Annotated in this window: 11 protein-coding genes; 5 read left to right on the plus strand and 6 right to left on the minus strand. The window is 70.1% G+C overall.

The window, feature by feature from the left end; all coding sequences use genetic code 11:
• Positions 1-15: 15 nt before the first annotated feature.
• The 6 genes from H3H55_RS09740 to H3H55_RS09765 all read right to left on the minus strand — a co-directional run bounded on the left by H3H55_RS09740 (position 16) and on the right by H3H55_RS09765 (position 7,415).
• Positions 16-342: a DUF2218 domain-containing protein gene (locus tag H3H55_RS09740; RefSeq protein WP_129512223.1), complete on the minus strand. Its 327-nt coding sequence runs from the start codon at positions 340-342 to the stop codon at positions 16-18.
• Entirely contained in the window at positions 339-1,214 is an 876-nt protein-coding gene (locus tag H3H55_RS09745) for an isochorismatase family protein (RefSeq protein WP_193098466.1), read from the minus strand. Before H3H55_RS09745 ends, H3H55_RS09740 begins: the two co-directional genes overlap by 4 nt.
• A gap of 48 nt (positions 1,215-1,262) precedes the next feature.
• The gene (locus H3H55_RS09750) at positions 1,263-2,879 is read right to left on the minus strand and encodes a (2,3-dihydroxybenzoyl)adenylate synthase (RefSeq protein WP_193098467.1); all 1,617 of its coding nucleotides are present in this window, start codon (positions 2,877-2,879) and stop codon (positions 1,263-1,265) included.
• Positions 2,876-4,060 (minus strand): isochorismate synthase, encoded by a 1,185-nt coding sequence (locus H3H55_RS09755; protein WP_193098468.1) that lies wholly within the window; start codon positions 4,058-4,060, stop codon positions 2,876-2,878. Before H3H55_RS09755 ends, H3H55_RS09750 begins: the two co-directional genes overlap by 4 nt.
• A 49-nt stretch (positions 4,061-4,109) precedes the next feature.
• On the minus strand, positions 4,110-6,317 hold the full coding sequence (locus H3H55_RS09760) for a TonB-dependent receptor domain-containing protein (RefSeq protein ID WP_193098469.1): 2,208 nt from the start codon (positions 6,315-6,317) through the stop codon (positions 4,110-4,112).
• A gap of 117 nt (positions 6,318-6,434) precedes the next feature.
• Positions 6,435-7,415, minus strand: coding sequence for a helix-turn-helix transcriptional regulator (locus H3H55_RS09765; RefSeq protein ID WP_193098470.1), 981 nt, complete (start codon positions 7,413-7,415; stop codon positions 6,435-6,437).
• 161 nt (positions 7,416-7,576) lie between these two features.
• On the opposite strand from H3H55_RS09765, the gene H3H55_RS09770 reads away from it, so the two are divergent.
• The 5 genes from H3H55_RS09770 (at position 7,577) to H3H55_RS09790 (ending at position 12,220) form a co-directional block, all read left to right on the plus strand.
• Positions 7,577-8,698 carry an ABC transporter substrate-binding protein gene (locus H3H55_RS09770; RefSeq protein ID WP_193098471.1) on the plus strand — a complete coding sequence of 374 codons (1,122 nt, stop codon included), beginning with the start codon at positions 7,577-7,579 and terminating at the stop codon, positions 8,696-8,698.
• Between the two features lie 22 nt (positions 8,699-8,720).
• Positions 8,721-9,641 carry an alpha/beta hydrolase gene (locus H3H55_RS09775; RefSeq protein ID WP_226800001.1) on the plus strand — a complete coding sequence of 307 codons (921 nt, stop codon included), beginning with the start codon at positions 8,721-8,723 and terminating at the stop codon, positions 9,639-9,641.
• Complete coding sequence (locus H3H55_RS09780; RefSeq protein WP_193098473.1) at positions 9,638-10,702, plus strand: FecCD family ABC transporter permease; 1,065 nt, start codon at positions 9,638-9,640, stop codon at positions 10,700-10,702. The genes H3H55_RS09775 and H3H55_RS09780 overlap by 4 nt, the downstream gene beginning before the upstream one ends.
• Positions 10,695-11,504, plus strand: a complete 810-nt coding sequence (locus H3H55_RS09785; RefSeq protein WP_193098474.1) for an ABC transporter ATP-binding protein — start codon at positions 10,695-10,697, stop codon at positions 11,502-11,504. The genes H3H55_RS09780 and H3H55_RS09785 overlap by 8 nt, the downstream gene beginning before the upstream one ends.
• 140 nt (positions 11,505-11,644) lie before the next feature.
• Positions 11,645-12,220 carry a polysaccharide deacetylase family protein gene (locus tag H3H55_RS09790; protein WP_193098475.1) on the plus strand — a complete coding sequence of 192 codons (576 nt, stop codon included), beginning with the start codon at positions 11,645-11,647 and terminating at the stop codon, positions 12,218-12,220.
• Position 12,221: the final 1 nt, after the last annotated feature.

Here is a 12,221-nt window from a genome sequence, read left to right on the forward strand (position 1 = left end):
CGGAGGCGGGCCGCGTCACGCGCCCCGCTCCCATGCGACCACCAGCGCCCGGTTACGCGACATCAGCCCCAGGTGCTCGTCCATCACGTACTGGATCTGCTCGAGCTGCTCCGACGAATCGGCTTCGCAGCGAAGCTGCAGCACGTCGTCGGTGCGCAGCATCCGACAGACGCCGTACGGGAAATCGACGGTCGCGCGATGCTCGTCGAACACGACCGGCACCTTGATCGCGTAGTGCTTGCACAGCTTGAACAGCACGCGGTCGGCCTGCGGCACCGACACCTCCGCCGTGCTAACGAACGTCGCCGGACGGGCACCGGGCATCGCCGGACGCGCCGTCATGCGCTCACCCGCGCCGCGCGCTGCAGCACCTGCGTCCATGCACCGAGCGTCGGCTGCTCGGCGAGCTGGACGAACGTGACGTCGTAGCCTTGCGCACGCCACTGCTCGACGAGCGTCATCATCCGGATCGAATCGAGTCCGCAATCGACCAGGTTGTCGTGCTCGCGCAGGTCGGCGGCCGGCATCCGCAGGCTGCGGGCGACCTGCGCCGCGATCGCGGCGAGCAGCGGTACCGTATCGTCCGCCGGCGCGACACCGACGAGCGCGTCCGTGGTCACCGCCATTCCGCAGCGTCCGGCCACGTAGTCGAGCGCCATGCGGTGCTCGCGCTCGGAGAAATCCGCGAGCGCGTCGGCGACGAAAAACGGCTGCACGTCGCGCATGAACGCGTCGCAGGCGGTCATCAGACAGCCGATGTGCGCGTAGATCCCGCAGATCGCGAGCTGGTCGCGCCCCTGCTCGCGCAGGCGCGTCTCGAGCGGCGAGCGCCGGAACGCGCTGTAGCGCCACTTGTCGAGCACCGTGTCGCCGGGTGCCGGCGCGAGCGCGTCGCAGATCGCCGCGCGCGACGGCTGCGCGGTGAGGCCCGGCCCCCACATGTCGGTCAGGAGCGCCCGGTCGGCCGCCGCCTGGGTTGCCGGCTGCGCTGTGTAGTAGACCGGCATCCCGGCGGCATGCGCGAAATCGATCAGGCGGCGCACGTGCGCGACGAGCGTCGGCACCGGCGCGGCCGCACGGTCGTAAAAGTCGAGGAAGTAGTCCTGCATGTCGTGCACGAGCAGCGCCGCGCGGCGCGGGTCGAACCGCCAGTTCACGCGGTTCGCCGGCAGCTCGGCCGGCATCGGATAGGAAGCGATTTTCGGAATGGCCATGTTGGATTGCTTGGGAATGGAAAAATCGACGGGGCGTCGCCGCACCCGTCACGCGGCAGCGGCGAGCCGATCCGCGATGTGCTGCCGAAGCGCGCGCTTGTCGATCTTGCCGACGGGCGTTTTCGGGAAAACGTCGACGAATTCGATCCGGTCGGGCACCTTGAACGCGGCCACGCCCTGGCCACGCACGAAGCGCACGAGGTCCGCCGCGGCCGGCGCGGGCGCGCCGCGAATCACGTACGCGCAACTGCGTTCGCCGAGATACGGGTCGGGCATCGCGACCAGCGCCGCGTCGACGACACCCGGATGCGCGAGCAGCAGGTGTTCGATTTCCTCGGCCGGGATCTTTTCGCCGCCGCGGTTGATCTGGTCCTTCGCGCGCCCCTCGACGACGAGCTGACCGCCCGCCGTCAGGCGGACGCGATCGCCGGTGCGATAGAAGCCGTCCGCCGTGAACGCGCGCGCGTTGTGCGCGGCCGCGTCGTAGTAGCCGCGGATCGTGTACGGGCCGCGCGTCAGCAGATGGCCGACCGCGCCGGGTTCGACCGGGCGGTCGTCGTCGTCGACGATGCGGATCTCGTCGTCCGGCGAGATCGGGCGCCCTTGCGTGGCGATCACCACGTCGCGCGGATCGTCGAGCCGCGTGTAGTTGACGAGCCCTTCTGCCATCCCGAACACCTGCTGCAATTGCGCGCCGAAGCCGTCGGCCGCGCGCGCCGCAAGCGCCGGATCGAAGCGCGCGCCGCCGACCTGGACGAGTTCGAGGCTCGCCAGCGCGCCGCGCCGCTGCCCGGCCGCGGCCAGCCATACGGGCACGAGCGGCGGCACCAGTGCCGCCACCGTCACGCGCTCGCGCTCGATCAGCGGGAACGCGGTGTCAGGGCTCGCGCCGTCGCTCAGCACGACGGTGCCGCCGGCATCGAACACACCGAGCGAGCCCGGCGAACTCAGCGCATAGTTGTGCGCGGCCGGCAGCGCCGCGAGATAGACGCTGCGTTCGGTCAGCCCGCAAATGCGCGCGCTCTCGCGCACGCTGTACAGGTAGTCGTCGTGCGTGCGCGGAATCAGCTTCGGCGTACCCGTGCTGCCGCCCGACAGTTGCAGGAACGCGATCTCGTGCGCGCCGGGCACCGGCGGCAGCGCGACGTCGGGCGGCGCATCCGGCAGCGCCACGCGCGCATTGCCGGGCACCGTGAACAGCACGTGGCGCAGCGTCGGCGCATCGGCGCGGATCTCGCTCGCGAGCGCCCGGTAGTCGAACCCGTCGTGCTGTTCGGCCGCGACATAGGCGACCGCGCCCGCGTGCCGGCAGAAGTAGCCGATCTCGCGCCGGCGATGCGCAGGCAGCGCGAACACCGGCAGCGCGCCGATCCGGAATAGCGCGAACGTCACCGCGAAAAAGGCGACGCAGTTCGGCAATTGCACGACGACGCGGTCGCCCGGCACGATCCCGCACGCGGTCAGCGCGCGGGCCGTGCGTTCGGCTTCCACCGCGAACGTCCGGTACGACCAGCGCAGGTCGCCCTGTACGAGCGCGATGCGTTCGCCGTGCCGCGCGACGCGTTCGTCGAACCACTGCGCGAACGACTGGCCGAGCCAGTACCCCTTCTGCCGATACGCGGCGGCGAACGCGTCCGGCCACGGCGTGCGGTTCGCGAGCGTCATGCGGCCTCCCGCGCGGCGCCCGATGCGGCATCGCGATCGATACCGAGCGCATCCAGCATCGTCCGGAACTTGGCCGCGGTTTCCGCGCGTTCGCCTTCGGGCGTCGATTCCCCGACCACGCCCGCGCCCGCATAGAGCCGCAGCGTGCGGTCGAACGCTTCGGCGCAGCGAATCGTGACGACCCACTCGCCGTCGCCATGCGCATCGACCCAGCCGAGCATTCCCGCGTAGAAGCCGCGATCGAACGGCTCGGCATCGCGAATGCAGTCACGTGCCGCCGCGCGCGGCGCGCCGCAGACGGCGGGCGTCGGATGCAGTGCGAGTGCGAGCGTCAACGCATCCGCGTCGGTTTCGCCGCACACCTCGGTCGACAGATGCCACATCGTTTCCGTATGGACGAGCGACGGGCGCGCCGGCACGTCGAGCCGCCGGCACAGCGGCGCGAGGCTGTCGCGCACGGCTTCGACGACGACCCGGTGCTCGTCGAGATCCTTCGCGGACGCCAGCAGCGCCTGCGCGCGGCGCCGGTCCTCGACCGGGTCGCGGCTGCGCGGCGCGGAACCCGCCAGCGGATTCGCGCGCACGACGCCGCCGAAGCGGTTCACGAGCAGCTCCGGGCTCGCGCCCAGCAGTGTGCGACCCGCGCCGAGATCCACGGAGAACGTATAGCCGTGCGGATTGCACGACGCGAGTCGCGCGACGAGCGCCGCAACATCGACCGGCACCTCGCCGGTCGCCTCCAGCGTGCGCGCCAGCACGACCTTGTCGAGCTCGCCCGCGCGAATCCGGGCAACCGCCTGCGCGACCGCGTCCGCATACGCATCCGCGGACGGCACCTCGCGCGTCGCATAGCGCGTGCCGGCCGGCCCGGCTGCCCGCCGCGCGCCGAGCGGCCGCGCGCGCAGCATCGTGCGCGCAACCCGCAGCGCAGTCGGCGTGCCGACGTCGAACGGCACCGCGCCGACCACCGTCGCGCCCACGTGGCCGTCGGCCCGCGCGCGGCGCAACGCATCGTTCACGCGCGCCGCGAGCGGTGCGTCCGCGTGCGGAATCGCCTCCGCGACATCGCAGGCCAGCACCGTATGCGCCGGCGTGGCGAGAAACAACGGGGTATCCGCGCGATACACATCCCACACGTTATGGGGTACTAATAGTTGATCGGGTCGGGAAATCGCATTCATGACATTGCCTCCAGATTGAATGAGCCGGCGCGACGCGCCGGCCATGCCGTCACATTTCGGCGGTCAGGCTCACCGCGATGCGGCGCCCCTGGTCGACGAGCCAGTTGCCGCTCAGCCCGGTCGTGCGCGTGCGATCGTCGATCGGCACCATCTTGTTGGTCAGGTTGAGCACCGCGAAATTGACGGAGAAACGCTTGTCGATCCGGTAGCGCCCGCCGAGATCGAAGGTCGTCGTCGACGGCCGCTCGCGCACGCCCTGCGCGCCGTTGCGGAACGCGGCCCAGTATTCGCTGCCGCTGTAGTTCGCCGCCGCGTAGAGGTCGAGCTTGGCGGTCGGCGTCCAGTCGACCTGCACGTTGAATTTGTGCTTCGGCGTCTTGTCGAGCGGATAACCGTCGAGCGAACTGCCGTTGAACGCCTTCTCGCCGCTGCCCTCGCGGCGCGATTCGGTCAGCGTGTAGGCGCCCGACACCTTCAGCGTGCGCGACAGGCGCGTGCCCGCGCCGATCTCGAGCCCGTACAGCTTGACCCGGTCGATGTTGTCGTACACATAGATGTTGCGGCCCGGCGAGCGCGGATCGGCCTTGCCCGTGTCGTAGCTCGCCACCTTGTTCTTGAACAGGTTGTTGAACAGCGTCAGGCCCGCGTACGTGTCGCCCAGGTCGTAGCGCACGCCGAGCTCCTCGGTCAGGCTCGTCTCCGGCTTGAGATCCGGATTGCCGCACAGCGTGCCGGGCATCGCGCCCGCCGCGCCACCCGACGTCATGCAGTAGCCGGCCGTGCTCTGACGCAGCGACGGCGGACGGAAACCGGTCGATACGCCGCCGCGCACCGTCCACGCCTTGCTGAGCTGGTACACGCCGTAGATGCGCGGACTCACGTGGCTGCCGTAGCGATCGTCGTGATCGAGTCGCACGCCGGTCGTCAGCGTGAAGCGGTCGTTGAAGAAGTAGTCGTTCTCGCCGAACAGCGCCCACGCGTTGCGTGCGACGCGATCCGCATTGACGCCATGCCCTTTCGGCACCGCGTCCTGCACGCTGACGCCCGACAGCCTCGACCAGATGTGCTGGCCACCCACGGTCAGGATGTTGCGCTCGCCCCACCACGGCACGGCAGCCTTGGCCTCGAGAATCGTATCGGTCAGCGCGGGTTTCACCGGCGAACGCCCGGCCGGCGTCCACTGGTCCTGCACGCCGCGCTCACCGTACAGCGACACCGTCGTGTCGGCGAAGCCCCAGCGGCCGTCGTGCGTGATGCCCCAGTAATCGCGGACATGACGCGTCTCCGTGAGCGCGGAGGCCGCCGTGCGCGGCGTGAGCGGCGCGGCGCTCTTGCCCGGCGTGCTGAGATAGGTGAGCTGCTCGCGCCCGATGTTCACGCTCACGTCCTGGTTGCTCGCGGGTTTCGCGGACAACTTCACGTCGAAACTGCCGATCCGCTGCCCGTTCGCGCCGCCCGTCCCGCTGTTCGGGTAGTAGATGTCGTCTTCGCCGCGATGCAGGAGACGCCCCGACGCCTGCAGCCCGAGCACGTCGGATTTCAGCGGGCCGCCGAGCCAGAAGTCGACGCTCTGCGTGTCGCCCTGGTTCGATTCGAGCTGCCACACACTGCCGGCCGTGATCGTGCCGCCCCAGCGCTTCGGCACCTTGCGCGTGATCACGTTGATCACGCCGCCCATCGCGTCGGCGCCGTACAGCGACGACATCGGCCCGCGCACCACCTCGATCCGCTCGATCGCGGACAGCGGCGGCATCAGGTTCGACTGCACGCCGGCCGTGCCGCGGTTCATCGTTTCGCGCGTGTTCTGGCGACGGCCGTCGACGAGGATCAGCGTGTACTCGCCCGGCATCCCGCGAATCGAGATGTCCTGGTCGTTCGGCGATGCACCGACGACGCTCACGCCCTCGACGTTGGCGACGATCTCGGCGACCGACGTATACGGCTTCGCCTCGATGTCTTCCCGGCTGATCACCGAAATGCTCGCGGGCGCCTCGCGGATCGCCTGCTCGCGGCGGCTCGCCGTGACGACGACCTCCTTCAGCATGGCCGGGTCGGCGGCGGCCTCCGGCGGCGCTGATCCGGCCGGCTTGGCCGGGTCGTCCGGTTTGGCGGCGGCGGATGGAGCGGCGACGGCAGATGCGGCGGCAGGTTCCGCCGCCCGGTCAGGCGTCTGCGCCCACGCGCACGACGCCCCCATCAGATACAGGCCGGCAACGACGACCGGCTTCAATGCAAGGCTTGCAGCTTGACTCGACATGGTGGCGCTTTCGATGTTTCAAAATGTGATTGATTCTCATTTACATTATGAAACATGTAATCAACCGAAATCTTTGCGTAAGCATCGAAGTCGTTTGAGCGCCGTCGCCAGCCGTCGTCAGCGTCGGTCGCTGCGTCGCGCGAGCGTCGGCGTGACGCCGAAGCGGCGCTTGTAGGCCGTCGCGAAGTTCGCGGCACTCGTGTAGCCGGCCAGCGCCGCGGCCTGCTTGACGCTCACGGCGTCGCGCTCGAGCGCGAGCCGCGCGCGCTGCAGATGATGTTCGCGGACGAAGTCGAACACGGTCGTACCGTAGGCCGCGCGGAACTGGCGCTGCATCGCGTTCGCGCTCATCCCGGCATGCCGCGCGATGTCGTCGAGCGACAGTTCCTGCGCCGCATCGCTCGCGAGGAACGCGCGCAGTTCGGCCATCCGGCGATAGTCGCGCGACCCGAGCGACGCGTCCGACTCGTGCGCCGCGTGCGCCGCATCGCTCTCGAGCGGCGTGAACGCCTCGGCGAGCAGTTCGAGCACGCGGCTTTCCAGATAGATCGCCTGCAGCATCGGCTGATAGGCCGGTGGCCGCACGATCTGCTCGGCGAGCGCCGTCGCGCGCGGCGTCGGCTGCCAGAAGCGGATCGCGAGATGCGCGGACAGCATCGCGCCGAGCTGTTCCGGCAGGACGCCGCGGCTGGCCTCCTGCAGATGGCCGAGCCATTCGCCCGACATCGCGAGGCTCAGCCGCCGCGCATAACCGCCCTTGCTGAGCCGCCGGCGGAACGTGTCCGGCTCGGTCGCGTTGAGCAGGAACGACTGCATCCGCACCGCGGGCCGCGCGGTTTCGCGGTCCACGCGGCCGGTGCGTCGCCCGTCGGTCGTCAGCACCACGCGCCGGTCGCCGTACGACACGTCGAGCGCACCCTCGAGCAACAGCACGAGATGCAGGCCCGGTGAACACTGCCCCGACATCACGGCGTCGAATTCGTCCGTTGCATCGTCCGAATGGATCCGCAACCCGGGCCGCACCTCGCGGATCCGCGCGACGTGCGCATCGTGTCGATAGCGATCGGAATGGGAAGCGGCTGGCGTCAGCGCTGTCATGTCGTCATACCCCCGCGTGCGGGCCTCTTGCGCCCGCACAAACTATTTTGGTGTTCGATCAAACGGCCGATACCCCTGTCATGGCCTCGGCTCGGCTACAATTAAATGAGAATTGTTCTCATTTATATCGTATCGGGAGTCGCGTGAAAAAGACAAGCGGAATGTGGGCCATGCTGGGCGTATGGCTGTGCGGCTGGCTCGTGATCCATGCCGCTCGGGCGGACACGACGACCGTCACCGACCTGGCCGGGCGGCAGGTCCGGATTCCCGCGCGCGTCGAGCGCGTGCTGCTCGGCGAGGGCCGCCTGTTGCCGGCGCTGGCGGTGGTCGACGGCGACGATCCGACGCGCCGCCTCGTGGGCATGATGGGCGATTTCGAGCAACTGGATCCCGCGAGCTACGCGCAATGGCTCGCGCGCTTCCCGCACCTGAAGGATGTGCCGCGCATCGGACGCTCGCAGTCCGGCAGCTTCAGCGACGAGCGCGCGCTCGCGCTGCGCCCGCAGGTCGCGATCTTCGGGCTCGGCGGCGGCCACGGCCCCGGCGAGCGCGATCGTGAAACGCTCGCGCGGCTCGAGGCGGCCGGCGTCGCGATCGTGTTCGTCGACTTCCGGCACGACCCGCTCGCCAACACGCCGCGCAGCATCGCGCTGCTCGGACAGGTACTCGGCTCGCCGCAGCGCGCGACGGAATTCAACACGTACTGGCAGCAGCAGCTCGACCTCGTCCGCACGCGGCTCGCGACCGCACGCCCGGTCGCGCCGAGCGTGTTCCTCGAAAGCCGTGTCGGCCTGTCGGGCGACTGCTGCGACACGATGACCGGCATGATGGGCCACCTGCTCGACGCCGCCGGCGGCAACAACGTCGCGAAAGGCCGCGTGCCCGGCGAGCACGGCACGCTGAACCCCGAATACCTGCTGAGCCGCCAGCCCGATTTCTACATCGGTACCGCGATCGGCTCGCTCCAGACGCTGCAAAGCGCGCCGCAACGCATCGCGCTCGGCGCCGGCGTGCCGCGCGACGCCGCCGTCCGCTCGCTCGACCGTTCGCTGAAGCGGCCGCAGATCGCGCCGCTGCGCGCGGTCCGCGAGCGGCGCGCGTATGCGATCTGGCATCACTTCTACAATTCGCCGTTCAACGTCGTCGCCGTGCAGGCGATGGCCAAGTGGCTGCACCCGGCGCTGTTCGCCGATCTCGATCCGCGCGCCACGTTCGACACGATGGTGCGACGCTTCCAGCCCGTTGCGCTGCAAGGCGAATACTGGGTGCAGGAAGGGTCCTGACATGCGGATGCCCGCCTCCTCCATGCGCCGCTCCCTGCTCGTCGCCGGCTTGGCCGGCCCGCTCGGCGGCCGGCTCGCGCCCGCGTGTGCCGCCGATATGCCTGCGTGGCCCGGCCTCGACGCCGCGCCGCCGGTCTTCGTGCCGAACAGCCGCCAGTTCGACGTGACGATCGCCGGCCGCACGCGGCGTTTGTTCGTCGCGTTGCCGGCCGAGCGTTCCGGCTCGGCGCCCCATCCGGTGCTCACCGTGCTCGACGGCAATGCGCTGTTCCCGCTCGCGGCGCAACTCACCCGCAATCGCCGCGCGCGGCCGGACGGCACGCGCGACGCGGAGGCCGTCGTGATCGGCATCGGCTATCCGGTCGATGGGCCCTACGACATGGCCGCGCGCGCGGACGACTACACGCTCGCGCCGTTGCCGAACGGCCGCGGCGTCGTCGCGGACCGCTTTCTCGACTTCATCGAACACGACGTGCAGCCGTGGCTCGCCCGCCAGCTGCCGGTCGATCCCGAGCGGCAGACGCTGTTCGGCCACTCGTACGGCGGCCTGCTGACGCTGTACGCGATGCTCACGCGTGCGCACCTGTTTCGGCGCTACGTGGCCGCAAGCCCGTCGATCTGGTGGGGCGAGCGCATGCTGCTGCCTTATGCCGACCGGTTCGCCGCGCAAACCGCCCCGCTCGCGCCGCCGCTGCGCGTCCTCGTGACCGCAGGCAGCCTCGAGGAAGGTGCACCGAACCCCGACGCCGAACGGGTGCGCCGCCAGCAGGCACGCAAGCAGGTCAGTTCCGCCCGCGACTTCGTCGCGCGGGTGGGCGGCCGCCCAGGGCTCGACGCCGCGTTCCGGCTGATCGACGGCGAAGATCACGGCGGCGTCGTGCTGCCGAGCCTCGCGCTTGCGTCACGCGTGGTTTTCGAGCCCGCATCCGGAGTGGCCGCATGAGCACGACGACACCCGTTTCACCTCCGTCGCTGCGACTTCGCTACCGCGCGGTCGCCGCGCGGCGTGTCGGTGCGCTCGCCGCGCTCGCGGGCGTGCTCGTCGCGCTGCTCGTCGTCGACGTCTCGACCGGCCCGTCGCCGTTCCCGGTCGCCGACCTGCTCGGCGGCCTGTTCCGGCCCGACGGGCTGCCGCTCGAACAGCGCGTGATCCTGTGGGACGTGCGCCTGCCGTATGCGCTGATGGCCGTGCTCGTCGGCGCGTCGCTCGGGTTCGCCGGTGCCGAAATGCAGACCGTGCTGAACAACCCGCTCGCGAGCCCGTTCACGCTCGGCATGTCGGCCGCCGCGAGCGTCGGCGCATCGCTCGTCGTGATTTCCGGCTGGCACCTGGTGCTGTGGAACGAGAACGTCGCGCTGTCGCTCGGCGCGTTCGCGTGCGCGAGCGCCGCGACGCTGCTGATCGTCTGGCTCGCGTGGCGCCACGGCGCGACGACCGAGACCGTCGTGCTGTTCGGCATCGGCCTGATGTTCAGCTTCGAGGCCTTGCTGTGGCTGCTGCAGTTCATCGCCGACGCGAATGCGTTGCAGCAGATCGTGTTCTGGAGTATGGGCAGCCTGGCGCGCGCGACATGGGGCAAGATCGTGCTGCTGACCTGCGTTTTCGCCACCTGCACGCTGTGGGCGAGCATCGACGTCGCGTCGTTGACGGCGCTGCGCGCCGGCGACGAGCAGGCGCGCAGCATGGGCATCGCGGTCGAACGGCTGCGGCTCGTCGCGCTCGCGCGCATCAGCCTGCTGTCCGCGACGGCGCTGTCGTTCGTCGGCACGATCGGTTTCGTCGGCCTCGTCGGGCCGCACGTCGCGCGGCTGCTGGTCGGCGACGAGCATCGCTACTACCTGCCGGGCGCGGCGCTCGCCGGCGCGATCATGCTGGCCGGCGCGTCCGTGCTCAGCAAGACGCTGATCCCCGGCGTAACGCTGCCGATCGGCATCATCACCGCGCTGGTCGGCGTGCCGCTGTTCATGCTGCTCGTCAGCCGGCGCAGGAGGCTGGATGGCTGAGCCGATGCTGCAACTCGACGCGCTGTGCGTCCGCTACGGCGCCCGGGTCGTGCTCGACGGGCTGTCGCTCGCGCCAGTCGAGCCGGGCACGACGATCGGGCTGCTCGGGCCGAACGGTGTCGGCAAGTCGACGCTGCTGCGCGCGCTGGCGCGGCTCGCGTCCGCGACCGGTCGCGCGGCATTCGGCAGCTTCGACCTGCTGTCCGGGTCGCGCCGCGAGCACACGCGGCAGGTCGGTTATCTGCCGCAGACCTTGCCGCAACCGTCGTCGCTGCTCGTCTACGAAGCCGTGCGCAGCGCGTTGCGCGCCACCTGCGGCGGCCTGTCCGACGCGACGCACGACCGGCGTTTGCAACAGGTGTTCACGCGGCTGCGGCTGCACCCGCTGGCGATGTCGCCGCTCGACCGGTTGTCGGGCGGCCAGCGGCAGATGGTCGGGCTCGCGCAGGTGCTCGTGCGCGACACGCCGCTGCTGCTGCTCGACGAACCGACCAGCGCGCTCGACCTGCGCTGGCAATTGCTCGCGCTGGAGGCGGTCGGCGACGCGGCCCGCCGGCGCGGCGCGATCGTGCTGGTCGCGATGCACGACCTGAATCTCGCATCGCGTTTCTGCGACCGGCTCGTGCTGCTGAGTGCCGACGGACTCGTCGCGGACGGCGCACCGGCCGACGTGCTGACGCCGCCGAACCTGCGGCGCGCGTACCGCGTCGATGCAAGGGTCGAGCGCACGGCGTCGGGCGATTACATCGCGCTGGCGGAGCGGGCGATTCCGGACGAGCCGGCGCTTGCTTGCGACGCGTGAGCGATTCAATGCGTGAGCACGGGCGTTGTCGGCCGGCCGCGTTGTGCCGGCATGCTTCCGCTCACTGACGAGGCTCGACCGGTAAGCTGTCGGATTGCGCTATCGTTCAGGTTCCACTCACACGACGCGCCCTCCAAGCGATGTCCATACGCCTCAGTTTCGACGACGGCCCGGGCCCGTCGACACTGCCCTTGCTCGACGTCCTGCGCAACGCCTCGTGCAAGGCGACCTTCTTCCTGCTCGGCCAGAACCTCGCGGGCGCGCTCGACGTCGCGGCGAGAATGGCGCGCGAAGGTCATCGGCTCGGCAATCACACTCATTCGCATGCAAGGCCGGGCGCGCTGCCGGACGACGTGTTGATCGACGAAATCGAGGCGACCGACGCGCTGATTCGCGAGGCCTATCACCGGGCCGGCGTTCCCGCACCGGACGCGATCCCGCTGCGCCTTCCCTACGGACTGATGCCGCAGGACAATCGCGCCGGCGTGCTCGCACGGCTGCGGCGCGAACACACGGGCTGGACCGCGATACTGGACGACTGGCAGCGGCCGGCACCGTCGCCCCAGGCGCTGTGCGACGCGATGTGCGCACATGTCGACGCCAGCGCGGCACAGCATCGCGACGTGCTGTTCTGCATGCACGACGGATCGCGGCATGGCGAAGCGCGGCCCAATACGGTCGAAGCCGTGCGCTTGTTCCTGAATCTCCGGGACTGAC

Source organism: Burkholderia sp. Z1 (assembly GCF_014893795.1).
Classification (GTDB): Bacteria; Pseudomonadota; Gammaproteobacteria; order Burkholderiales; family Burkholderiaceae; genus Burkholderia; species Burkholderia theae.

Coding starts and splice junctions, on each gene's coding strand:
- H3H55_RS09740 (WP_129512223.1), bottom strand. CDS start 342: ATGACGGCGCGTCCGGCGATGCCCGGTGCCCGTCCGGCGACGTTCGTT.
- H3H55_RS09745 (WP_193098466.1), bottom strand. CDS start 1,214: ATGGCCATTCCGAAAATCGCTTCCTATCCGATGCCGGCCGAGCTGCCG.
- H3H55_RS09750 (WP_193098467.1), bottom strand. CDS start 2,879: ATGACGCTCGCGAACCGCACGCCGTGGCCGGACGCGTTCGCCGCCGCG.
- H3H55_RS09755 (WP_193098468.1), bottom strand. CDS start 4,060: ATGAATGCGATTTCCCGACCCGATCAACTATTAGTACCCCATAACGTG.
- H3H55_RS09760 (WP_193098469.1), bottom strand. CDS start 6,317: ATGTCGAGTCAAGCTGCAAGCCTTGCATTGAAGCCGGTCGTCGTTGCC.
- H3H55_RS09765 (WP_193098470.1), bottom strand. CDS start 7,415: ATGACAGCGCTGACGCCAGCCGCTTCCCATTCCGATCGCTATCGACAC.
- H3H55_RS09770 (WP_193098471.1), top strand. CDS start 7,577: ATGTGGGCCATGCTGGGCGTATGGCTGTGCGGCTGGCTCGTGATCCAT.
- H3H55_RS09775 (WP_226800001.1), top strand. CDS start 8,721: ATGCGCCGCTCCCTGCTCGTCGCCGGCTTGGCCGGCCCGCTCGGCGGC.
- H3H55_RS09780 (WP_193098473.1), top strand. CDS start 9,638: ATGAGCACGACGACACCCGTTTCACCTCCGTCGCTGCGACTTCGCTAC.
- H3H55_RS09785 (WP_193098474.1), top strand. CDS start 10,695: ATGGCTGAGCCGATGCTGCAACTCGACGCGCTGTGCGTCCGCTACGGC.
- H3H55_RS09790 (WP_193098475.1), top strand. CDS start 11,645: ATGTCCATACGCCTCAGTTTCGACGACGGCCCGGGCCCGTCGACACTG.